Source organism: Kitasatospora indigofera, from assembly GCF_014655955.1.
Classification (GTDB): Bacteria; Actinomycetota; Actinomycetes; order Streptomycetales; family Streptomycetaceae; genus Kitasatospora; species Kitasatospora indigofera.
In genome coordinates this window covers 121,486-142,996 of record NZ_BNBO01000019.1, presented here as the reverse complement: position 1 = coordinate 142,996, position 21,511 = coordinate 121,486, and the positions used below count along the sequence as shown (strand labels likewise).

Here is a 21,511-nt window from a genome sequence, read left to right as displayed (position 1 = left end):
CAGCCGTCCGGACGGTCCGTCCGGACGGCTGACCGTGGGCGACCGGCGGAACAGCGACCGGCGGAACGACTGACCGGGCGGCACCCCACCCGGGGTTCAGGAGGCCCGGGGAGTCCGGGCCGTACTGCCGTTCCGGCGGGGCATGGTGGGCCCGCCGGCGGGGATCAGAAGGTGAGCTTCCAGCTGTCGATGTAGCCGGTGTCCTGCGCGGCCACGTCCTGGACCTTGAGCTTCCAGGTGCCGTTGGCGACCTCGCTGGACGCGTTCACCGTGTAGGTGGTGATCACGTTGTCCGCGGAGTCGCTGCTGCTGGAGCTCTTCAGCCGGTACGTGGAGCCGTCCGGGGCGACCAGGTCGATCACCAGGTCACCGCGGTAGGTGTGCTTGATGTCCACCCCGACCGCGAGCGCGGCGGGAGCGTTCCCGGTGCGGCCGGTGACGGTGACCGAGGAGGTCACGGCCGCGCCGTTGTCCGGGACGGCGACGTCGGCGGTGTTCTCGAAGACCGTCCCGGTGGGCGGGGTGGTCGTCCCGGTGCCCAGCGTCCAGAGCGCGTACGCGATCGCGTCGCTCATCCGGTCCAGCGCGACGTCGTTGATGTTGGCCGAGGTGTCGCAGGACTGGTGGTAGCAGCGGTCGAAGGCCTGGCCCGAGGTGCCGCCCCACTTGGCGGCCTGGGCACTGGTCTTGATGTAGTCGGCGCCGCTGAACAGGCCGCCGACCGGGATGCCCGCGTTCTTGAACGGCGAGTGGTCGGAGCGGCCGTCGCCCTCGGTCTCGGGCTCGGTGGCGACGCCGAGGCCGGAGAAGTAGGTCTGGAACAGCTGGTCCAGCGCGGCGGCGTCGTCGTAGACGAAGTAGCCGGGGTTGGGCGAGCCGATCATGTCGAAGTTGAGGTAGGCCTCGATCTTCGAACGGTCCGCGCTGGAGAGGCTGTTGACGTAGTTCTTGGAGCCGACCATGCCGGCCTCCTCGGTGCCCCACCAGCCGAAGCGCAGGTGCTTGGTGGGCTGCAGGGCGGCGCGGGAGACGGCCAGCGCCGCCTCCAGGATGCCGGCCGAGCCGGAGCCGTCGTCGTTGATGCCGGGGCCGGCCGTCACCGAGTCGAGGTGGGCGCCGACCATCACGACGTGCGAGGCGTCGCCGCCCGGCCAGTCGGCGATCAGGTTCCAGCTGGTGGCGCCGCTGTAGGTGTAGGACTGCAGCGTGGTGGTGAACCCGGCCGCGTCCAGCTTGCCCTTCACGTAGTCGATCGAGGCCTTGTAGCCCGCCTTGCCGTGGGCCCGGTTGCCGCCGTTGGCGGTGGCTATCGACTGCAGTTGGGCGAGGTGCGCCTTGACGTTGGCGACCGGGATGTCCGGTGCCGCCAGGGCGGCGGAGGGTGCGGCCGCCGGGGCGGCCGGCGCCGCCGGCCGGGCGGCCCGGGCGGCGGGGGCGAACACGGCGGCGGCGACGGAGAGGGCCGCCGCGGTCGCGAGGGCGGATCGGCGCAGGCGGGATCGCCGCAGGGCGCGCTGGCTCAATGGAGGCTCCAGATTCTGGTGGGGCAGAACGGAACGGACGTCAGGAACGGGCGGGTGGAGCCGGTCGGCCCCTCCCCGCACAGTTGACGCGACCATGATGATTAGGCCGGATAAAGGTTTCGTCAAGAGGCACCGCTCCCCGCCCCGCCGCCGGGCCGCTCCCCCGGGGCACCTCCCGGCCGTCCACCGGCCCGTCCAGCAGCGCGTCCGCCGGCCCGCCCCGGCCACCCCGCCCGCGCCGTCGCCCCACAAGCCGCACCCGCAAGCCCCACCCCACGCGCCCAGCCCGGGCACCGCCGCGCGTCCCCGAACCGCCGGGCCGCCGGCGCCGGGGCTCCGGACGCGACCCCGCCGCCGGACCTGGCCGGGCCCACCCGGGCGGCCCACACACGACCGCCCCGACCCCCGCCCCGAGTCGTACCGTGGACCATGGAGGCGGCGGTCATGCACTTCACGGGTACGTACTTCACCGACCGGACGGACGCCGGACGACAACTCGCCGCCCGGCTCGGGCACCTGCGCGGCGAGCCCCTCGTGGTGGTCGCCCTCCCGCGCGGCGGGGTACCGGTGGCCGCCGAGGTAGCCGAGGCGCTCCACGCCCCGCTCGACATCTGCGTGATCCGCAAGCTGGGCGTGCCCACCCAGCCGGAGCTGGGGATGGGTGCGATCGGCGAGGACGGCGCCCGGGTGATCAACGACCAGGTGGTCAGGATGGCGGGCGCCTCGCCCGCCCAGATCGCCCAGGTCGAGCGGACCGAACGGGCCGAGCTGGAGCGCCGGGCCGAGCGCTACCGCGGCGGCCGGTCGCCCGCCGACCTGCGCGGGCGCACCGTGGTGGTGGTCGACGACGGCGTCGCCACCGGCTCGACGGCCAGGGCGGCCTGCGAGATCGTCCGGGCGAGGGGCGCCGCCCTGGTGGTGCTCGCCGTACCGGTGGCGCCCAAGGACTGGACGGTCCGGCTGGGCGACGTCGCCGACCAGCTGGTCTGCGTCGCCACGCCGTCCCCGTTCTTCGCCATCGGCGAGTTCTACGAGGACTTCACCCAGACCGAGGACGCCGAGGTGCTGCGCTGCCTGCACCGGTTCGCCGGCCCGCCGGGCACCGACCGCGAGGTCACCGTGCTGGCCGACGGCAGCCGGCTCGGCGGCCGGCTCACCGTCCCGGACGGCGCCACCGGGGTGGTGGTGTTCGCGCACGGCAGCGGGAGCAGCCGGCACAGCCCCCGCAACCGCTTCGTCGCGGACGTCCTGAACCGGGCCGGGCTGGCCACCCTGCTGTTCGACCTGCTCACCGAGGCGGAGGAGCCCGACCGGCAGAAGGTCTTCGACGTGGCGCTGCTCGGCGGGCGGCTGGCCCAGGTCACCGACCGGCTGACGTACGAGCGCTGGGCGGTGGGCCTGCCGTTCGGCTACTTCGGTGCCAGCACCGGCGCCGCCGCCGCCCTCTGGGCCGCCGGCCAGGACGGCGCGCAGCCGGCGGCCGTGGTCTCCCGGGGCGGGCGCCCGGACCTGGCCGGCAGCTGGCTCGGCCGGGTCCGCGCCCCGACCCTGCTGATCGTCGGCGGCCGCGACCCGGTGGTGACCGAACTCAACGAACGGGCCCGCGAGCGGCTGCGCTGCCCCAACGAGCTGGCGGTGGTGCCGCACGCCACCCACCTGTTCGAGGAGCCGGGGACGCTGGCGGCGGCCGCGGGACTGGCCCGCGACTGGTTCCTGCGCCACCTCACCGGCCCGGCCCGGCCGGGGCCCGAGCACTCGTGAAGCCGACGGCCGGGCCCGCGCCACCCCCGCCGGGGACCGGGCAATCTGTGCAGCGCGGCGGCGGATTTCCTGCTCACCTTGTACACATTGAGCAGTGGAATCCCCACCTGTTGTGCAATCCGCCCGGCTGGAGCAAGCTCGGCGATCAACCGCACCGCCCACCCCCGCGGCGCGGACGCCTCACTGCGGAGGAAGACCGATGACCACCCAGTCACACGCCCTTGAGCTGACCCCCGAGGAGCGCGAGGCCGGCCTCGACGCCGAGCAGCTGCGCCGCCTGGTGGGCCTGGTCGAGCACGACCCCGCCGCCGACCCCTTCCCGGTGATCGCCCAGGACGCGGTGGTCTTCGTCGTCGGCAACGCCACCCTGACGGCCCAGCTGTACCAGGTCGTCTTCGGCATGGAGCTGGTCGCCTACTCCGGCCCCGAGACCGGCCGCCGCGACCGCAAGGCCTTCGTGCTGCGCTCCGGCTCCTGCCGCTTCGTGATCAAGGGCGGGGTGGCCCCGGACAGCCCGCTGCTGGAGCACCACCGCCGGCACGGCGACGGCGTCGTCGACCTGGCGATCGAGGTCCCGGACGTGGACAAGTGCATCGCGCACGCCCGCGCCCAGGGCGCCCGGATCCTGGAGGAGCCGAACGACGTCTCCGACGAGAACGGCACCGTGCGCCGGGCCGCGATCGCGACCTACGGCGAGACCCGCCACACCCTGGTCGACCGCTCCCGCTACCACGGCCCCTACCTGCCGGGCTACGTCGTCGCCGAGACCAAGGTGGAGCGCCCCGAGGGCGCCCCGAAGCGGCTGTTCCAGGCGCTCGACCACGCGGTCGGCAACGTCGAGCTCGGCCACATGAACGAGTGGGTGGGCTTCTACAACAAGGTCATGGGCTTCGTGAACATGGCCGAGTTCGTCGGCGACGACATCGCCACCGAGTACTCGGCCCTGATGAGCAAGGTGGTCGCCAGCGGCAACCACCGGGTGAAGTTCCCGCTGAACGAGCCCGCCGTGGCCAAGAAGAAGTCGCAGATCGACGAGTACCTGGAGTTCTACGGCGGCCCCGGCTGCCAGCACCTGGCGCTCGCCACCAACGACATCCTGACCACGGTGGACGTGCTGCGCTCGCGCGGCGTGGAGTTCCTGGCCACCCCCGACTCGTACTACGACGACCCGGAGCTGCGCGCCCGGATCGGCCACGTCCGGGTGCCGGTCGAGGAGCTCAAGAAGCGCGGCATCCTGGTCGATCGTGACGAGGACGGCTACCTGCTGCAGATCTTCACCAAGCCGCAGGGCGACCGGCCGACGGTGTTCTTCGAGTTCATCGAGCGGCATGGTTCGCTCGGGTTCGGAAAGGGCAACTTCAAGGCGCTCTTCGAGTCCATCGAGCGCGAGCAGGACCGTCGCGGCAACCTCTGACCGGGGTGCCGGCCGGCCGGGGGCAGCGCTCCCGGCCGGCCGGCCCGACCGGCCACCGATCGGCTCAAGGGAGAGCGGACCATGGCGCACTACCGGCAGCTGGGCAGCATTCCGCCCAAGCGGCACACCCAGCACCGCACCCCCGAGGGCGGGCTGTACTACGAGGAGCTGATGGGCGAGGAGGGCTTCTCCTCGGACTCCTCGCTGCTCTACCACCGGGGCATCCCGTCGGCCGTCGTGAACGCCGTGCCCTGGGAGCTGCCGGACCAGGCCACCGTGCCCAACCACCCCCTGCTCCCCCGCCACCTGAAGCTGCACGAGCTGTTCGCCGGCCAGGAGTGGAAGTCCGCCGACGTGGTCGCCGGGCGGCGGCTGGTGCTCGGCAACGCCGACGTCCGGATCAGCTACGTGGTGGCCGGCGCGCCGAGCGAGCTGTACCGCAACGGGCTCGGCGACGAGTGCGTGTACGTGGAGTCCGGCGCCGGCACGGTGGAGACCGTCTTCGGCTCGCTGGAGGTCGGCCGGGGCGACTACGTGATCATCCCCCGGGCCACCACCCACCGCTGGGTCCCCGCCGGGGACGAGCCGCTGCGCGCCTACTGCATCGAGGCGAACAGCCACATCACCCCGGTCAAGCGCTACCTCTCCAAGTACGGGCAGCTGCTGGAGCACGCGCCGTACTGCGAGCGGGACCTGCGCGGGCCGGCCGGGCCGCTGCTGGCCGAGACCGTCGCGGGCGAGGGCGGCGACGTCGACGTGCTGGTCAAGCACCGCGGCCCGAACGGGATCGCCGGCACCCGCTACACCGTGCCGCACCACCCCTTCGACGTGGTCGGCTGGGACGGCTGCCTCTACCCCTACGCCTTCAACATCGCCGACTACGAACCGATCACCGGCCGGATCCACCAGCCGCCGCCCGCCCACCAGGTGTTCGAGGGCAACGGCTTCGTGATCTGCAACTTCGTACCGCGCAAGGTCGACTACCACCCGCTGTCCATCCCGGTGCCGTACTACCACTCCAACGTGGACAGCGACGAGGTGATGTTCTACTGCGGCGGGGACTACGCCGCCCGCAAGGGCTCCGGCATCGCCCAGGGCTCCATCTCGCTGCACCCGGGCGGGCACACCCACGGGCCGCAGCCGGGCGCGTACGAGCGCAGCATCGGCGCCGAGTTCTTCGACGAACTCGCGGTGATGGTCGACACCTTCCGCCCGCTGGAGCTGGGCGAGGGCGGCCGGGCGAGCGAGGACCCGGGCTACGCCTGGACGTGGTCCGGCCGCGGGCCCGGCCGATGAGCCGGCGACCGCCCGGCGGGGAGGTCCCGCCGCTGTTCCGGGGCCTGTTCGACGACGCGGCGGTCTTCCCCCCGGGAGACCTGCCGCTCGTCCTCGCGGTGCCCGCGCACCGCGCGCACCGCACCGCCTGGTACGCCGCCGCGGTCGGGCCGTTCCTCTGCGGGGCGGCCCGGCTCGGCGAGTTGCCGTACCTGACGGAGGCTCCGCTGCGGGTCGGGATCGTGCTGCCGGGGGGCAGCGCGACCCTGCCGGCCGCACTGAGGACCGTCGCGGGCATCGGGCCGGGCGGGATCCTGCCGGCCGGCGTGGAGCTGGGCGGCGTGGGGCCCACCGCCGCGGACGTCCGGGCCGCCGTGGCGGCGCTGGACGCCCAGCTGCCGCCCGGTGTGCCCGCCGCCGTCGAACTCCCGCGCGGGGCGGGCCTGGAGGCCTCGCTGGACGCGCTCGCCGGGACGCCCTACCGGGCCAAGTTCCGCACCGGCGGGCTGAGCGCCGGGGCCTTCCCGGACGAGGAGGAGCTGGCGGGGTTCCTGGCGGGCTGCGCCGAGCGCGGCATCCCGTACAAGTGCACGGCCGGGCTGCACCACGCCGTCCGGCACACCGATCCGGCCACCGGCTTCGAGCACCACGGGTTCCTGAACGTCCTGCTGGCCGCCGTCGCCGCGGGGCAGGACGGCCGGGAGGGCGCGGCGCAGGCCCTGCGGGAGCGCTCGGGCGGTATCCTCGCGGGCGCCGCCTCCGGCCTGACCGCACCCCAGGTGGCGCTGGCCCGCGCCTCCTTCACCGCCTTCGGCACCTGCAGCATCGCCGAACCGCTGGACGACCTGGCCGGACTCGGCCTGCTGACGCCCCCCGCACCACCGCCCCTGGAGGACCGTTGACCACCGCCCGCTCCTGGCTCGCCTCCGCGCAGGACTCGCCGTTCGGCGTGCACAACCTCCCGTACGGGGTCTTCAGCACCGAGGCCCGCCCGGGCCGGCGCCGGATCGGCGTGCGGATCGGCGACTTCGTGCTGGACGCGGGCGGCGCGGCCCGGGCCGCCGGAGTGCCCTCCGTCCTGCTCGACGCCGACTCGCTGGGCCCGCTGCTGGCGGCCGGCCGGCCGGCCTGGGCGCAGATCCGGGCCGGGCTGACCGCCTGGCTCACCGACGAGTCCTACCGGGCGGCCCTCTCGCCGCTGCTGGTGCCGGTGGCCGAGGCCACCATGCACCTGCCGTTCGAGGTCGCCGACTACGTCGACTTCTACGCCTCCGAGCACCACGCCACCAACCTGGGCCGGATCTTCCGGCCCGGCGCCGAGCCGCTCACCCCCAACTGGAAGCACCTGCCGATCGGTTACCACGGGCGGGCCGGCACCGTGGTGGTCTCCGGCACGCCGGTGGTCCGCCCGCACGGGCAGCGCAAGGCGCCCGCCGACGCCGTGCCGGACTTCGGTCCCACCCGGCGCCTGGACATCGAGGCCGAGATCGGCTTCGTCGTGGGCACCCCGTCCGAGCTCGGCACGCCCGTGCCGATGGACGGCTTCGCCGAGCACGTGTTCGGCGTCTGCCTGGTCAACGACTGGTCCGCGCGCGACATCCAGGCCTGGGAGTACGTACCGCTCGGCCCGTTCCTGGGCAAGTCCTTCGCCACCTCGGTCTCCCCCTGGATCGTCCCGCTGGAGGCGCTGGAGCACGCCCGGGTCGCGCCGCCGGCCCGGGACGTCGAGCCGCTGCCGTACCTGGACGACCGGGGCGGCGAGCCCTGGGGGCTGGACATCGCCATGGAGGTCCGGCTGAACGGGCACACCGTCTCCCGGCCGCCGTTCGCCACCATGTACTGGACCGGCGCCCAGCAGCTCGCCCAGATGACCGCCAACGGCGCCTCGCTGCGCACCGGCGACCTGTTCGCCTCCGGTACGGTCAGCGGCCCCGCGAAGGAGACCCGCGGCGCGCTGATCGAGCTGACCTGGAACGGCGAGGACCCGGTCAAGCTGCCCGACGGCAGCACCCGGGCCTTCCTGGAGAACGACGACGAGGTCACCATCACCGCGACCGCGCCGGGCCCGGACGGCGCCGTGATCGGCTTCGGCGAGGTCACCGGCCGCGTCCTGCCCTGACCGGCCCGGGCCGTACGGGCGGCGCCGACGCCCGTACGGCCGCCCGGCGGGCCGGGCCGGCGGGGCGGGTACGGTGTCGGGGAGATCTTGCACGGCACCGAGCGGACGGGAGCGGCCCGATGACCACCGAGGTACAGCTGCACAGGGACGGCCGGGCCGGCCGGATCGTGCTGGACCGCCCGCGGGCGCTCAACTCGCTCACCCACGGCATGCTGACCGCCGTCCGCGAGGCGCTCGACAGCTGGGCCGCGGACGACTCGGTGGCCACCGTGGTGCTCACCGGCGCCGGCGAACGCGGCCTCTGCGCGGGTGCGGACATCCGGGCGATCCACGACGACGCCAAGGCGGGCGGGGCCGGCGCCCGCGCGTTCTTCCGGGACGAGTACCGGCTGAACGCGCTGATCGCCCGCTACCCCAAGCCGTACGTCGCGGTGATGGACGGCATCACCATGGGCGGCGGGGTCGGCCTCTCCGCCCACGGCGGCCTGCGGATCGTCACCGAGCGCTCCACCGTGGCGATGCCCGAGACCCGGATCGGGCTCGTCCCGGACGTCGGCGGCAGCCTGCTGCTGGCCCGCGCCCCCGGCGAACTCGGCACCCACCTGGGCCTCACCGCCGCCTCGATGGACGCCGGCGACGCGCTGCTCTGCGGCTTCGCCGACCACTTCGTCCCCGGCGCGCGGCTGGCCGCCTTCACCGCCGCCCTGGCCACCGCCGACCCGGCCGAGGCCGTGCGGGAGTTCGCCGCGCCCGCCCCGGCCGCGGGCCTGGCCGGGCAGCGCGACTGGATCGACTCCTGCTACGCGGCCGGCACCGTGGAGGAGATCGTGGAGCGGCTGCTCGCCGCCGGCGTCCCGGAGGCCAAGGAGGCCGCCGAGCAGATCCTGGCCAAGTCGCCCACCGCGCTGAAGGTCACCCTCGCCGCGCTGCGCCGGGCCCGCGGGCTCGACTCGCTGGAGGCGGCGCTGGACCAGGAGTACCGGGTCTCCTGCGCCGCCCTGGACGCCCCCGACCTGGTCGAGGGGATCCGGGCCCAGGTGGTCGACAAGGACCGCGATCCGCACTGGTCCCCCGCCACCCTCGCCGAGGTCTCCGCGGCCGACGTGGACCGCTTCTTCGCCCCGCGCGGGGCGGACGAACTCGGACTGGCCCGAACCGCCGGCTGGTGACCACCGTCTCGCATGCCAAGACTGGCGCCCGGCGGGGCCCGTCGTGGATCGTGGGACCGTCAGGGCGCGCCTCGTGCCGCCGGAGCAGGGAATGGGAGTCAATGGCGATGACCGACGACATGTCGACCGAGTACGAGACCATCCTCGTCGAGCGCAAGGGCCGGGTCGGCCTGATCACCCTCAACCGTCCCAAGGCGCTCAACGCGCTCAACAACCAGCTGATGAACGAAGTGGTCACGGCCGCCACCGCCTTCGACCGGGACCCGGACATCGGCTGTCTGGTCGTCACCGGCTCGGAGAAGGCCTTCGCGGCGGGCGCGGACATCAAGGAGATGCAGGGCAACGGCTTCCCCGACGTCTACCTGGACGACTGGCTGGGGCCGTGGGACCGCCTCGGGCAGCTGCGCAAGCCGGTGGTGGCGGCGGTGGCCGGGTTCGCGCTGGGCGGCGGCTGCGAGCTGGCCATGCTGTGCGACATCCTGCTGGCGGCCGACACCGCCAAGTTCGGGCAGCCGGAGATCAAGCTCGGCGTCATTCCCGGGATCGGCGGCTCGCAGCGCCTGACCAGGGCGATCGGCAAGGCCAAGGCCATGGAGCTGTGCCTGACCGGCCGGATGATGGGCGCCGAGGAGGCCGAGCGGGCCGGGCTGGTGTCCCGGATCGTCCCCGCGGCCGACCTGCTGGCGGAGGCGCTCGCCACCGCCGAGACGGTGGCGGCGATGTCCGCGCCGGCCGCGATCATGATGAAGGAGAGCGTCAACCGGGCCTTCGAGACCACCCTCGCGGAGGGCGTCCGGTTCGAGCGCCGGCTGTTCCACGCGGCGTTCGCGACGGCCGACCAGAAGGAGGGCATGGCGGCGTTCGCCGAGAAGCGCACCCCGGACTTCCGGCACCGCTGAGGCCGGTGCGCCCGGCCTCGGGCCCGCGCCGGGCCCGGTCCGCCCGGGGCCGCGTGGCGGCCGCCCGGGGGGCCGGGCCGCTCCCCGGCCCCCGGCGAGTACCCGGGGCCCGGTCAGTCGTCGTTCGGTACCGGGGTGTTGAGCCGGGCCAGGCCGCTCCGGGTGGCGGCGACCACCACCCGGTCGCCCGGCACCAGCCGCCGGGTGCGGTCGGCGTGGTTCCAGAGGTACTCCCTGGGGCGCCGGGCGTGCCGGACGGCGATCACCCGCACCCCGCCCGGGTCCTCGATGTCGTGCTGGTTCATGCCGGCCAGCCCGCCGCCCTCGTCGGCCCGCAGTTCGGCGATCAGCAGGACGTGCCGGAAGACCGAGAGCGTGCCGAGCACCTCGCGCCCCATCAGGGCCGCGGCGAAGGCCGGGGCGGACAGGTAGGAGACCGAGCGGGAGGCCGCGTTGTCCAGCGTCGCGTAGACGTGGTGGGCGAAGTTGTCGTCGAAGAGCCGCAGCACGACCCGCAGCCCCGGCCTGACGGCGCGGGCCTCCAGGGCGGCCTCCAGGTTGGCCGCGTCGTCGTTGGTGACGGCCACCACCGCCCGGGCGCGGTGGATCCGGGCCCGGCGCAACTGGGTCTCCAGGGTGGCGTCACCGACCACCACCGGGATCCCCAGGGTGCGGACGGCGGCGACGCCCCGGGCCTGCGGGTCGCGTTCGACGCAGACCACCGGGACGCCCAGTTCGTGCACCAGGGCCGCCACCCGGGTGCCCACGTTGCCGAGGCCCACCACCACGACGTGCTCGCGGGTGCCGGCGCCGGGGTTGCGGGCCGGGCCGCGGCGGCCGGAGGCCAGCACCTCCACCATGATCGCGGTGGCCACCGGGGCGAAGGTGATGCCGCAGAACGTGATGACGACCTGTGCGACCCGCTGCCAGGTCCCGCCGGTGCCGCCGCTGCCGCCGCCGGGCTGGTCCGGCTGGGCGGCGCCGGCGAGGTCCAGCAGGGCCAGGTAGAGCGTCCAGCCGAAGTCGCGGTTGAGGTACCAGATCACCGCGAAGGAGAACAGGACGGCGGCCAGCGCGGTGAGCAGGACCAGCCGCAACCGGGCGCTGGTGACGTAGCGCAGGGTGTCGAGCAGCCGCCAGCGCAGCCGCCGGAACCACGGGATCCGGACGGACGGCTCGCTCGGCAGGCTCTGCAGGGCGGCCACCCCGGCCGCCGGGTCCGCGACGGCCTCGGCGTCGGCTTCGGGCGCGGGAGCGGGTGCGGGTGCGGCTTCCGGTCCAGGTACGGCCTCGGGGGCGGGACCGGGTTCAGGATCGGGGTCTGCGGCCGGGCCCGGGTCCGCAGCGGGCTCCGGGCCCACGACGGGCTCCGGGCCGCCGGCCGGCCCCGGAGCGCCGGGCGGCCCGCCGGCGGGGCGGACCGGTCCGTCGTCGCCGAACCGCCGGGCGAGTTCGATGAACTCGGCGGACCTGCCGCCGAGGTCGGGCAGCAGGCGCAGCCGGCCGAGGTCCTGCCGGTCGATCCGGTCGGCGACCACGCAGACCTGGCCGGAGTCGATGTCCTCGTCGTAGGCGACGTACAGGAAACGGTCGCCGACCCGGACGGAGTTGGGGCGGGAGAGCGCCGCGTTGGCGAAGGCCGGGGCGGCGGTGGCGGAGCCGGAGAGCGCGGTGCCGTTGTGCAGCAGGCGCTCGATGTTGTCGCCGAGGCGCTGGTTGAACATCCGCAGCACGATCCGGATGCCGGGGTTGTGGCCCTGGGCGCTGAGCGCCGCGTGAATGTGGTCCTGGTCGCTGCCGTCGACGAGCGCGATGCCGCGGGCGGTCTCCACCCGGGCCGCCCGCAGGGCCTCGTCGGTGAGGCTGGCGTACTCCACGACGGCCGCCACGCCGGGGATCTGCTCGATCCGCGGGGCGTGGTCCCGGGTGCGGTCAGGGACGAGGGCGACGACGGGGACGTCGTAGTGCTCGACGAGTTCCAGGACCAGCCGGTGGGCCAACGCGTTGCCGCCGCACACGATGTAGTGCTGCTGCGGCTGCTGCTCGACCGAGGGGCTCCCCCACCCTTCATGAGTCATATCGTCAGATCCTACTGATGCGAAGGGTGTTGCGGGTGACCGCGGGATGGCCAAGGGGCGATCTCTCCCCGGGCCGGACGGAGGGAAGCGGGCCCCGCACGCCCCCGCGCCCCCGCGCCGGGCCTTCGCCGGCCGGTCGCCGCGGCCGGTCGCGCAGCGCCCGGGGCCCGGGAAGGGTCGAGTCCGATTTCCGCCGGACACCGCCCGGCGGAACCCGCAGAGTGGTGGTGAGGCACACCGAGGACGCACGAACAGGACGACGGCTGAGATGACTGTCCACACGACGATCGACAGCCCGCTGGGCACCCTGCTGCTGGTGGGCGAGGAGTCCCCGACCGCGGTCGGCGGCACCGCACTGGCGGCCGCCTGCGTACCCGGCACCAGACGCGCCGTGACCGTCCGCCCCGGCTGGCGGCACGACCCGGCGGCCTTCGAGGTGATCGCCGACCGGTTCGCCCGGTACTTCGACGGCGGCCTGACCCGGTTCGACCTGGAGTGCACGGTCACCGGCACCGATTTCCAGCGCCGGGTCTGGGCGACCCTGGACGCCATCCCGTACGGGAGCACCACCACGTACGGCCGGCTGGCCGCCGCGCTGGGCCTGCCGAACGGGGCGCGGGCCGTGGGGGCCGCCAACGGGGCCAACCCGCTGATGATCGTCCGTCCGTGCCACCGGGTGATCGGCGCGGACGGCTCGCTGACCGGCTACGCGGGCGGGACGGAGCGCAAGCGACAGCTGCTCGTCCTGGAGGGCGCGGCGGCCGCCCTGGCCGGCTGGCCGGAGTCCGTAGCATCCTCGTAGCAGGAACGGGCAAGGAAACCAGGAACGGCAGGACAGCGGCTGTGGACGCGCTCTTCCCCCTCCCCGACGGCCTCCCCGACGGCCCTCCCGACCCCCGCCCCGGGGACCCCGGAGCCAGGACGGAGATCGCGCCGGGTGCCGTCCACGTCCCGGGCTGGCTGGACCTCGGCCGGCAGCGGGAGCTGGTCGCCGCCTGCCGGGGCTGGGCCGTCGGGCCGGTGCCGATCCGGCACACCCGGCTGCCGCGCGGGGGCGTGATGTCGGTGCAGACGGTCTGCATCGGCTGGCACTGGCAGCCGTACCGGTACACCCGGGTCGCGGAGGACGTGAACGGCCGGCCGGTGGCGCCCTTCCCCGGCTGGATGGTGGAGCTGGGCCGGCGCGCCCTCGTCGAGGCCTACCAGGACCCGGCGGCCGGCCAGGACTGGACGCCCGACACCGCGCTGATCAACTTCTACCAGGGCGAGGCGAAGCTCGGGATGCACCAGGACAAGGACGAGAAGTCCGACGCCCCGGTGGTCTCGCTGAGCATCGGCGACACCTGTGTCTTCCGGTTCGGCAACACCGAGACCCGCACCAGGCCCTGGACGGACGTCGAACTGGCCTCCGGCGACCTTTTCGTCTTCGGCGGGCCGTCCCGCTTCGCGTACCACGGCGTGCCGAAGGTGCGCCCCGGCACCTGCGACCCGGCCTGCGGCCTGGCCGGCGGGCGGCTGAACATCACCATGCGGGTGACCGGGCTCAGCGGCTGACACCGGGCACCGTCGGCCGGGCCGCCGGTGCCCGGGCCGGTTCAGCCGCGCGGCCTCGGGGCGGTGCCGGCCACGAACACGGCGCTCTCCAGCAGCTCCGCGGTCAGCCGGACGCCGGTGAGGCGCTCGGCCAGGGCGAAGGCGGCCTCCGTGTGCAGCGTGTGGTCGTGCTCGTCGCCCTCGGTGAGGTCGAAACCCGCCTCCCGCATGATCCCGGCCGCCGCCCCGGCCTCGCTGCCGTCCCGCCGGGCCGGGAAGAGCGGCTCGAAGTGCAGGAGGTTGTGGCCGTCCCGCTGCCAGTGGAAGTGGTCGACCGCGTTCACGTTGCGGAAGTGCGAGACCAGCCGGGTGCCCGCGGAGAGCGCGGCGAGCACCGGGGCGGCGATGCCGAGGTACCCGTTCGGCTCGACCGCCAGCGCCCACCCGCCGAGCGGGGTGGCGGCGATGAACAGCCGGTCGCCGTCGTACTCGTCCCAGGCGTCGTACGCGGCCTCGACCAGCTCGGACACCCCGGTGTGGCGCTCCTCCGGCTCCGCCCCCGCCCGGCGCAGCAGCTCCTCGGGGGACACCCCCTCGACCAGGGTCAGGCAGTAGGCCTCGCGCAGCCCGGGGAAGGCCTCGGAGAACCAGCGGTAGTCGGTGGCGTGTGCGGTCATGGGCCCACCCTCCCAGGCAGCTGTGACACCGTCGGCCCCGGCGTCCGTCCCGGGCCCTGTCCCTGCGCTCCTGTCCCTGCACTCCTGCTCCTGCTCCTCCGCTCCTGTCCCCGCCCCCTGGCCCGGCCTCAGCTCCAGACCGGTGCGTCGGTGCCCCAGCGCCCCGGCGGGCGGGACCAGTCGGTGGGCCCGCCCTCGTACCCGGCCGGGGGCGGCGCGTACCGCAGCCGGCCGATCGGGGAGTCCCGCTCGGCGAGCCGAGGAACGGGGCCGGACGGCCCGGCGGCGGCCTCCGCGACGACGGGCCGGATGCCGTGCAGCAGCCAGTCGGCCGTGCCCGCGAGGGAGAGCCGCAGGAGACGGCCGCCGCCGGTGGCGCCGCGGTCGGTCAGGGCCCGCAGGACGGCGGCGGCCAGCAGGTAGCCGGTGCCGTGGTCCAGGGCCTGGGCGGGCAGCGCGCCGGGGCGGCCGTCCGGTCCGGCCTCGATCGTGGCGATGCCGGTGCCCGCCTGGACCAGGCTGTCGAAGCCACGCCGGCCGGACCACCGGCCGCTCCGGCCCCAGGCGTCGAGCTGCCCGACGACCAGGCCGGGCCGGCGCTCCAGCAGGGCCTCCGGGGCGAGGCCGAGGCGGTCCAGGGCGCCGGGGCGGTAGCCGGTGACGACGACGTCGGCGCCGGCGAGCAGGTCCTCGAAGACGGCCCGGTCGGCGGGGGCGGCCAGGTCGAGGCGGGTGGAACGCTTGCCGAAGCCGGTGTCGGCGTGCGCGTCCGCGGACTCCGGGAGGTGCGGCGGGTCGATCCGCAGGACGTCGGCACCGAACAGCGCCAGGGTCCGGGTGGCGACCGGGCCGGCGATCACCCGGGTGAGGTCGAGGACCCGGATCCCCGTGCAGGGCAGCGGCGCGCCGGCGAGCGGCCGGGCGGCGGCCTCGCCGACGCGGACGGCCTCGACCAGCGGGTGCCCGGCCGCCGGACCGGGCGCCGCCACGGCGACGGCCAGCGCGCCCGCCGCGTACGCCCGCTCCTGGACCTGCTCGGCCGGCAGCTCGCGCAGGACCGCCGCCAGCCTGTGCACGGCGGCCTCGTCCTCGCCGTCCGGGAGGCCGAGCGCGGCCAGCAGCCGGGCCCGGTGGTGCGGGTAGTTGGCGTGCGTGCGGACCCAGCTGTCGGCGGTCCGCCAGAAGCCCGACAGCGGCGCGAAGGTGGTCGCGGCCCGGCCGTCTATCCGCAGATGGCGCTCGCTGACGAAGGCGGTGGCGACCGCGTCCTCGTCGGTCCGGACGGCGGGCACGGCCCGCCCGCCCCGGGCCGCGGTGAGTTCGGCCGCGGCGAGCGAGCACGCCGCCACGGTGGCCCGCGCCAGCTCCCGCACCGGCAGCCGGGCGTCCGGCAGGCCGGGCGGGCCGTGGAAGGAGACCCGCTCCAGCAGCGCTTCGTCACCGCCGAGTGCGGTCCAGGCGTGGGCGGTGGCGGCGTCAGGTCCCGGTGTCATACCGGGCATTGTGCTGCACGGGTGCCCGCGGGCGGCGCCGCCCCCGCCTGGCCGACGGTCGTCGCGCGCCGCCGGGAGCAACCGGGCGCGGCCGCTCCGGACGGCCCGGCGGGCCCGGACGGGGCGGCTCGGATCGGGCCGGGCCGGCCCGGCTCAGGCCGCCGGCGTGCCGAAGGTGAAGGGGAGCGACTTCACCCGGTTGTCGAAGTTGGACGGCACCAGCTCCGGCGCGCCGGTCGCGCGCAGGTCGGGCAGCCGGGTGAACAGCTCGCGCAGCAGCACCTTCATCTCCTGGCGGGCCAGGTGGGCGCCGAGGCAGTAGTGCGGGCCACCGCCGCCGAAGCCGAGGTGCGGATTGGGCGAGCGGGTGATGTCGAAGGCGTCCGGGTCGGCGAAGACGGCCTCGTCCCGGTTGGCCGAGCCGAAGAAGAGCACCACCTTGTCGCCCTGGGCCAGCCGGGTGCCGTTCAGCTCGTGGTCGGCGGCGAGGGTGCGGCGGAACTGGATGATCGGCGTCGCGTGCCGGATGATCTCGTCGACCGTGCCGCCGAGGTGCCGGTCGAAGTCGGAGAACAGCAGTTCGCGCTGCCCGGGGTGTTCGGTGAGCAGGCTGAGCCCGTGGGTGAGCGCGTTGCGGGTGGTCTCGACGCCGGCCACCAGCAGCAGCGAGAAGAAGGCCCCCAGCTCGCGGCCGGTGAGGTGGCGGCCGTCGACGTCGGCGGTGACCAGGGCGGAGATCAGGTCGTCGGCGGGGTGGCGGCGGCGCTCGCGGCCGAGGTCGGCGACCATGCCCTGCATCCGGGCCAGGGCACGCAGTCCGCGGCCGGGGATCCGGATCCGGCTGCGCAGCGGCCGGTCGACGCCGGTGTGCTCGGAGGCGTGGTTGACCTGGTCGAGGATGGCGCGCCGGGGCTCCTCGGGGATGCCCATCATGTTGCAGATGACCTGGAAGGGCAGCTCGGCGGCGACGGAGCTGACGAAGTCCGCCGGGCGCCGCTCGATCACCCCGTCGACCAGCCGGGCCGCGACCCGGCGGATGTCGTCCTCGGCCCGGGCCAGCAGACGGGGGGTGAAGGCCCGGGAGATGATCCGGCGCAGCTGGGCGTGCCGGGGGTCGTCCAGGTTGACCATCGAGTCGCCGAACAGGGTGCGGACCCAGCGGGCGGGTTCCGGGGTGGTGACGCCGGGGCCGCTGATGAAGACGCCGGCGTTCCGGCTGGCCTCGACCACGTCGGCGTGCCTGACCAGCGCGTGGAAGCCCTTGGCGGGGTGCTTGCCGGCGGCAGGGCGTTCGGTGAAGAAGACCGGGCCGGGGAGCCTGCGGAGTTCGGCGAAGGCGCTCGCCCGGGCGGTGGGCGGGAGTTTCCAGAACCGCGGGTCGGCGAGGTCGATGTCGGTCCGGACGGATCCCGCTCCGGTGGAAGTCCCCGCGACTGCGCTCATGGTCCCTCTCCCTGTGCCTGTCGGTGCCCACATTTAGCGGGCACCGACTGGTTCGGTGTCAAACCATGCTTATTTCCCTAAGGTATGACTGATCGTCGTGCCGTCCGGGTGCGGAGACCCGGACGGCGAGCGAGTACCGGTCTCAGACCCGCGCGTGCGAGGTGATGTCCGCGCCGAACTCCTCGATCATCGCCGGGGTGACGGTCGGCCTGGCCTGCTCGATCGCGCCCAGGTAGTCCCGGGTGCCCGCGCCCTCGGTGCCGTCCGGCGCGGTGAGGTCCCGCTCGAAGGCGCTCTGGGCGGCGACCCGGGCGGCGTGCTCGATGTCCGCCGGGGTGAACAGGTCGCTGGCGGCGACCAGCACGTCCAGGTCCACGTCCGCGCGGCCGGCCGCGTAGCGGGACCAGATCGCCGCCCGGGCCGCCGGGTCCGGGGTGCCGATCGGGATCAGGTAGTCGAAGCGCCCCGGGCGCAGGAAGGCCGGGTCCAGCGAACGGACCGAGTTGGTGGCGCACACCAGCAGCCGCTCCTCGCCCTCCCGGAACCCCGGGATCAGCTTCAGCAGCTCGTTGGTCACCCCGTGCATGCCACCCTGCACGCCTTCGGTCCGGACCGGCGCGATCTCCTCCACCTCGTCGATGAAGACCAGGGCCCGCTCCAGCTGCCCGATCCGGGCGAAGGCGTCCCGCAGGGCGGCCGCCAGGTTGCCCTCGTCCGCCAGCCTGGACGGCAGCAGCTCCACGAACGGCCAGCCCAGCCGCGAGGCGATGGCCCGGGCGAAGGTGGTCTTGCCCGTCCCGGGCGGCCCGAACAGGGCGATCGCCCGCGGCGCCCGCACCCCGTGCCGGGCGGCCCGCTCCGGCTCGGCGAGCGGCAGCACCACCCGCCGCTCGATCAGGTTCTTCTCCGCCTCCATCCCCGCGACCCGCTCCCACAGGTCGCCGGGGAGCAGCCGCCCGCCCAGCTCCTCCAGCAGGCCGGTCGCCGGGCCGCCGGCCGGCTCGGTCTTCTCGAAGTACGCGGCCGCCGGGCGCCGGGCGTACCCCGCGTTGTGCAGGCCCTCCCCCAGCAGCTCCTCCTCCGGCAGCACGTAGGCGATCCGCCGCACCCGGCCCGCGACCAGGCGCCGCTCCAGCTCGCGCAGCAGCGAACTCGCCAGACCGCGGCCGCGCCAGGCCGGCGCGATCGCGATCCGCATCACCCAGGCCCGCTCCCCCGCCACGCAGGCCAGTGCCGCCCCGATCGGGGTGCCCTGGTGCACCGCGACCACCGCGGGCTGGCGGGACGTCAGCGCCCCGATGCACTCCGCCAGGGAGAACACGGACTCCTGGCCCAGCTCCGCCGTGGTGTCGATCAGATGGACGACCGCCGCAAGATCGTCCTCGCGGTAGTCGTGGATCAGCCAGTTCACCGGTGCCGCCTCTCGTCGCCGTGGTCCCCGAACGCTAGGGGCGACGGCTGCCGCCGGGCCCGCACCGGAACGGACAAGGACGCCGGCGGGATTCGGACGATCCGCACCTACCCGGACGGCGGCCGGAGCCCCCGTCCGCCGTCGCCGGGCAGCCGGCGCCGAGCCCTGGGCACCGGGCCGGCGGGCGTCCCGGGCACCTGCCCGCGGTGCTCCGGCCCCGGGCGGGAAGCCCGCCCCGGCCGTCGGGCCCGGCTATCGTGACCGGATGGCCGACCACCGTGCTGATCCGCCCACCGACCCGCCGGCCGCCCGGACGCTCCAGGACGACCTCGGGCTGGCCGTCCGGCTCGGCGCGGTCCGGCGGGTGGTGTCGCTGGTGCCCTCGCTGACCGAGGCGGTGGCCGTCACCGCGCCCGGCCTGCTGGTCGGCGCCACCGACTGGTGCACCCACCCGGCGGACCTCATGGTCGCCAGGATCGGCGGCACCAAGAACCCGGACGTCCCGGCGATCGTCGCGCTGGCGCCCGACCTGGTGCTCGCCAACGAGGAGGAGAACCGGCTCCCCGACCTGGACGCCCTGCGGGCCGCCGGCCTGCCCGTCTGGGTCACCGGGATCCGCACCCTGGACGAGGCGCTGGCCTCCCTGGACCGGATGCTCGGCCTCGCCTGCGGCCTGCCCCGGCCGGCCTGGCTGGACGAGGCGGAGGCCGCCTGGCGGGGCGTCCGGCCGCCCGCCCGGCCGCTGCGCGCGGTGGTCCCGGTCTGGCGCCGGCCCTGGATGGTGCTCGGCCGCGACACCTTCGCGGGGGACCTCCTGCGCCAGCTGGGCGCCCCGCCCCTGCACGCCGACCACCCCGAGCGCTACCCGGCCGTCCCCGTCGGTGAACTCAACGCCGCCCGCCCGGACCTGGTCGTCCTGCCGGACGAGCCGTACCGCTTCACCGCCGAGGACGGCCCTGAGGCCTTCCCCGGTGTGCCCGCCGCCCTGGTCAGCGGGCGGCACCTGACCTGGTACGGCCCCTCACTGGCCGAGGCGCCGACGCTGCTCGCCGCCCAGTTGGCCGCCCGCCTGCCCGCCGTGACCGGGGCCGAGCACGGGGAAGCGATCCGGGACGGGGACGGGAACCGGTAGAGGAACCGGGGCGCGGACGATATCCGGGAGGGGAACCGGGGCGGGGACGATATCCGGGAGGGGAACCGGGGCGGGGACGCGAACGGCGCGGGGGTCTCCCCGGCGCACTGACGGCCGGGGAACGGCCGAGCCACGGCCGGGGCCCTGGTGACCACCCGTCGGACCGCCCACCGTAGGATGACGCTTCTTTCGAGCATGGTTCGTCCATGGGGGGATGGTTCCGGATGCACACGAAGTCTGCGCGGCGGGCGACGGTTCTGGTCACGACGGTGGCCCTGTCCGGCGCGCTGCTCACGGCCTGCGGTCACAAGTCGCAGGGGGACGCGAGCGACGCGGCCGCTGCCACCCCGGTGGCCGCCGGCTCCACCGCGACCGCGAGCGGCTCACCGTCGCCGACGCCGACGGCGAGCGAGAGCCCGAGTGCGTCTCCCAGTGCCTCGGGCAGCCCTTCGGCCAAGGCGACCACCGCCGCCCCCAGCAAGAGCGCCACCGCGAAGCCGTCCGCGACGCCCACCAAGGCAGCCGCGCCTCAGGCGGCGGCCCCGGCGCCCGCACCTGCACCGGTCGCCAAGCCCGGCCCGGCGGCCCCGCCGCCGCCGGCCCCGGCCACCACCCACGTCCCGCCGCTGCAGAGCTCCTGCAAGCCGAGCTACCCGCGGCCGAACGACCCCAAGGCCGCCGTCGGCGCCGCGCTGACCGCCGCCGCCGGCCAGTCCCGGGTGCTGAACCTGAGCAACGGCGGCACCGACAAGATGCCGCCGCTGCCCGCCAACCTGGTCAAGGCCATCGCCTGGCAGGAGAGCGGCTGGCAGTCCGGCATCCTCGCCTGCGACGGCGGCATCGGCACCATGCAGGTCATGCCGGCCACCGTCACCTGGATGAACGGCAAGTTCGCCGCCAAGTCGGACCCGGAGACGCTGGAGGGCAACGTCCAGCTCGGCACCCAGCTGCTCGACTGGCTCGTCGCGTACTACGGCGACTCCGGCTTCGGCGGCAAGTACGACCTCGCCCCGGACCCGGCCACCGGCAAGACCCCGCTGCTCGACCTGGTGATCGCCGCCTACAACGCGGGGGCCGGCAACGTGCACTACAACACCGTCACCGACCCGGTCACCAACACCACCACCGGCAGCCTGGTCATCCCGAACCCCAGCTACGTCGCCAACGTGAAGGCCCTGATGGCCAGCGCCCCCTGGAACGCCGCCGGCTGACCGCCGGCAGCCGGTACGGAGGGCCTACGGCACCTCGGCGCCCGGCACGCACGAGAGCCCGGCGGACGGATCCGCCGGGCTCTCTGCTGCTACGGGGTACCTCGGTGGAGCAGGGGGTCAGCCACGGGCCTCGGACACCGCGGTGCCCAGGGCCTCCTTGATCCGGGGACCGAGCCGCGCGAAGCCGAACTCCTTCATCGCCGCGCGCAGCAGCTCCTCGTCGGTACGCTCGACGGCGTCACCGTCGATCCACCGCACCACGGCGAGCAGCTCGGCGGCCGAGTAGGCCGTGACGGGCTTGCCCGGCGTGAAGTCCGGCTTCTTCGGACGACGAGGACGAACGGCCTTGGCCGACTCGGCCGCCTCGGCGACC

Annotated in this window: 18 protein-coding genes; 11 read left to right on the top strand and 7 right to left on the bottom strand. The window is 75.0% G+C overall.

From position 1 onward, the window contains the following. Positions 1-164: 164 nt before the first annotated feature. Positions 165-1,508 (bottom strand): M28 family metallopeptidase, encoded by a 1,344-nt coding sequence (locus tag IE329_RS18475; protein WP_373311229.1) that lies wholly within the window; start codon positions 1,506-1,508, stop codon positions 165-167. A gap of 459 nt (positions 1,509-1,967) precedes the next feature. Between IE329_RS18475 and IE329_RS18470 the strand changes: the two genes are divergently transcribed. From IE329_RS18470 to IE329_RS18440, 7 genes are all read left to right on the top strand, one after another. Continuing rightward, positions 1,968-3,284: a phosphoribosyltransferase family protein gene (locus IE329_RS18470; protein WP_190212000.1), complete on the top strand. Its 1,317-nt coding sequence runs from the start codon at positions 1,968-1,970 to the stop codon at positions 3,282-3,284. Between the two features lie 199 nt (positions 3,285-3,483). Further along, positions 3,484-4,698, top strand: a complete 1,215-nt coding sequence (gene hppD / locus IE329_RS18465; RefSeq protein ID WP_190211999.1) for a 4-hydroxyphenylpyruvate dioxygenase — start codon at positions 3,484-3,486, stop codon at positions 4,696-4,698. 81 nt (positions 4,699-4,779) lie between these two features. Continuing rightward, positions 4,780-5,994 (top strand): homogentisate 1,2-dioxygenase, encoded by a 1,215-nt coding sequence (locus IE329_RS18460; protein WP_190211998.1) that lies wholly within the window; start codon positions 4,780-4,782, stop codon positions 5,992-5,994. Further along, positions 5,991-6,875, top strand: coding sequence for a hypothetical protein (locus tag IE329_RS18455; RefSeq protein ID WP_190211997.1), 885 nt, complete (start codon positions 5,991-5,993; stop codon positions 6,873-6,875). The genes IE329_RS18460 and IE329_RS18455 overlap by 4 nt, the downstream gene beginning before the upstream one ends. Further along, positions 6,872-8,092, top strand: coding sequence for a fumarylacetoacetase (fahA, locus tag IE329_RS18450; RefSeq protein WP_190211996.1), 1,221 nt, complete (start codon positions 6,872-6,874; stop codon positions 8,090-8,092). The genes IE329_RS18455 and fahA overlap by 4 nt, the downstream gene beginning before the upstream one ends. 119 nt (positions 8,093-8,211) lie before the next feature. Beyond that, positions 8,212-9,261 (top strand): enoyl-CoA hydratase/isomerase family protein, encoded by a 1,050-nt coding sequence (locus IE329_RS18445; protein WP_190211995.1) that lies wholly within the window; start codon positions 8,212-8,214, stop codon positions 9,259-9,261. A gap of 119 nt (positions 9,262-9,380) precedes the next feature. Beyond that, a complete protein-coding gene (locus IE329_RS18440) occupies positions 9,381-10,160 on the top strand; it encodes an enoyl-CoA hydratase (RefSeq protein ID WP_190212017.1) in 780 nt (259 codons plus the stop codon). Between the two features lie 113 nt (positions 10,161-10,273). On the opposite strand, the gene IE329_RS18435 is transcribed toward IE329_RS18440, so the two are convergent. Beyond that, positions 10,274-12,238, bottom strand: coding sequence for an NAD-binding protein (locus IE329_RS18435; protein ID WP_190211994.1), 1,965 nt, complete (start codon positions 12,236-12,238; stop codon positions 10,274-10,276). A 268-nt stretch (positions 12,239-12,506) separates the two neighbouring features. Between IE329_RS18435 and IE329_RS18430 the strand changes: the two genes are divergently transcribed. Both IE329_RS18430 and IE329_RS18425 read left to right on the top strand, forming a co-directional pair. Beyond that, entirely contained in the window at positions 12,507-13,040 is a 534-nt protein-coding gene (locus tag IE329_RS18430; protein WP_190211993.1) for a methylated-DNA--[protein]-cysteine S-methyltransferase, read from the top strand. Between the two features lie 125 nt (positions 13,041-13,165). Next, positions 13,166-13,792 (top strand): alpha-ketoglutarate-dependent dioxygenase AlkB family protein, encoded by a 627-nt coding sequence (locus tag IE329_RS18425; protein WP_229927561.1) that lies wholly within the window; start codon positions 13,166-13,168, stop codon positions 13,790-13,792. Positions 13,793-13,833: 41 nt separating this feature from the next. On the opposite strand, the gene IE329_RS18420 is transcribed toward IE329_RS18425, so the two are convergent. The 4 genes from IE329_RS18420 to IE329_RS18405 form a co-directional block, all read right to left on the bottom strand. Beyond that, positions 13,834-14,448: a DUF6461 domain-containing protein gene (locus IE329_RS18420; RefSeq protein ID WP_190211992.1), complete on the bottom strand. Its 615-nt coding sequence runs from the start codon at positions 14,446-14,448 to the stop codon at positions 13,834-13,836. A 128-nt stretch (positions 14,449-14,576) separates the two neighbouring features. After that, positions 14,577-15,941, bottom strand: a complete 1,365-nt coding sequence (locus IE329_RS18415; RefSeq protein WP_190211991.1) for a CoA transferase — start codon at positions 15,939-15,941, stop codon at positions 14,577-14,579. 153 nt (positions 15,942-16,094) lie between these two features. After that, positions 16,095-17,384, bottom strand: a complete 1,290-nt coding sequence (locus IE329_RS18410) for a cytochrome P450 (RefSeq protein WP_190211990.1) — start codon at positions 17,382-17,384, stop codon at positions 16,095-16,097. Positions 17,385-17,526: 142 nt separating this feature from the next. Then, a complete protein-coding gene (locus IE329_RS18405) occupies positions 17,527-18,795 on the bottom strand; it encodes an ATP-binding protein (RefSeq protein ID WP_190211989.1) in 1,269 nt (422 codons plus the stop codon). A 265-nt stretch (positions 18,796-19,060) separates the two neighbouring features. On the opposite strand from IE329_RS18405, the gene IE329_RS18400 reads away from it, so the two are divergent. Beyond that, positions 19,061-19,927, top strand: a complete 867-nt coding sequence (locus tag IE329_RS18400; protein WP_229927556.1) for a helical backbone metal receptor — start codon at positions 19,061-19,063, stop codon at positions 19,925-19,927. Positions 19,928-20,151: 224 nt separating this feature from the next. Next, positions 20,152-21,138 carry a lytic transglycosylase domain-containing protein gene (locus IE329_RS18395; protein ID WP_190211988.1) on the top strand — a complete coding sequence of 329 codons (987 nt, stop codon included), beginning with the start codon at positions 20,152-20,154 and terminating at the stop codon, positions 21,136-21,138. A 117-nt stretch (positions 21,139-21,255) separates the two neighbouring features. On the opposite strand, the gene IE329_RS18390 is transcribed toward IE329_RS18395, so the two are convergent. Beyond that, positions 21,256-21,511 (bottom strand): hypothetical protein (locus IE329_RS18390; protein WP_190211987.1); only part of this gene is annotated, 256 nt, incomplete at its 5' end.

Excerpts from the sequence above, each read along its gene's own strand:
- IE329_RS18470 (WP_190212000.1), top strand. The coding sequence starts at position 1,968 with ATGCACTTCACGGGTACGTACTTCACCGACCGGACGGACGCCGGACGA.
- hppD (WP_190211999.1), top strand. The coding sequence starts at position 3,484 with ATGACCACCCAGTCACACGCCCTTGAGCTGACCCCCGAGGAGCGCGAG.
- IE329_RS18460 (WP_190211998.1), top strand. The coding sequence starts at position 4,780 with ATGGCGCACTACCGGCAGCTGGGCAGCATTCCGCCCAAGCGGCACACC.
- IE329_RS18455 (WP_190211997.1), top strand. The coding sequence starts at position 5,991 with ATGAGCCGGCGACCGCCCGGCGGGGAGGTCCCGCCGCTGTTCCGGGGC.
- IE329_RS18445 (WP_190211995.1), top strand. The coding sequence starts at position 8,212 with ATGACCACCGAGGTACAGCTGCACAGGGACGGCCGGGCCGGCCGGATC.
- IE329_RS18440 (WP_190212017.1), top strand. The coding sequence starts at position 9,381 with ATGTCGACCGAGTACGAGACCATCCTCGTCGAGCGCAAGGGCCGGGTC.
- IE329_RS18435 (WP_190211994.1), bottom strand. The coding sequence starts at position 12,238 with ATGACTCATGAAGGGTGGGGGAGCCCCTCGGTCGAGCAGCAGCCGCAG.
- IE329_RS18430 (WP_190211993.1), top strand. The coding sequence starts at position 12,507 with ATGACTGTCCACACGACGATCGACAGCCCGCTGGGCACCCTGCTGCTG.
- IE329_RS18420 (WP_190211992.1), bottom strand. The coding sequence starts at position 14,448 with ATGACCGCACACGCCACCGACTACCGCTGGTTCTCCGAGGCCTTCCCC.
- IE329_RS18415 (WP_190211991.1), bottom strand. The coding sequence starts at position 15,941 with ATGACACCGGGACCTGACGCCGCCACCGCCCACGCCTGGACCGCACTC.
- IE329_RS18410 (WP_190211990.1), bottom strand. The coding sequence starts at position 17,384 with ATGAGCGCAGTCGCGGGGACTTCCACCGGAGCGGGATCCGTCCGGACC.
- IE329_RS18400 (WP_229927556.1), top strand. The coding sequence starts at position 19,061 with ATGGCCGACCACCGTGCTGATCCGCCCACCGACCCGCCGGCCGCCCGG.
- IE329_RS18395 (WP_190211988.1), top strand. The coding sequence starts at position 20,152 with ATGCACACGAAGTCTGCGCGGCGGGCGACGGTTCTGGTCACGACGGTG.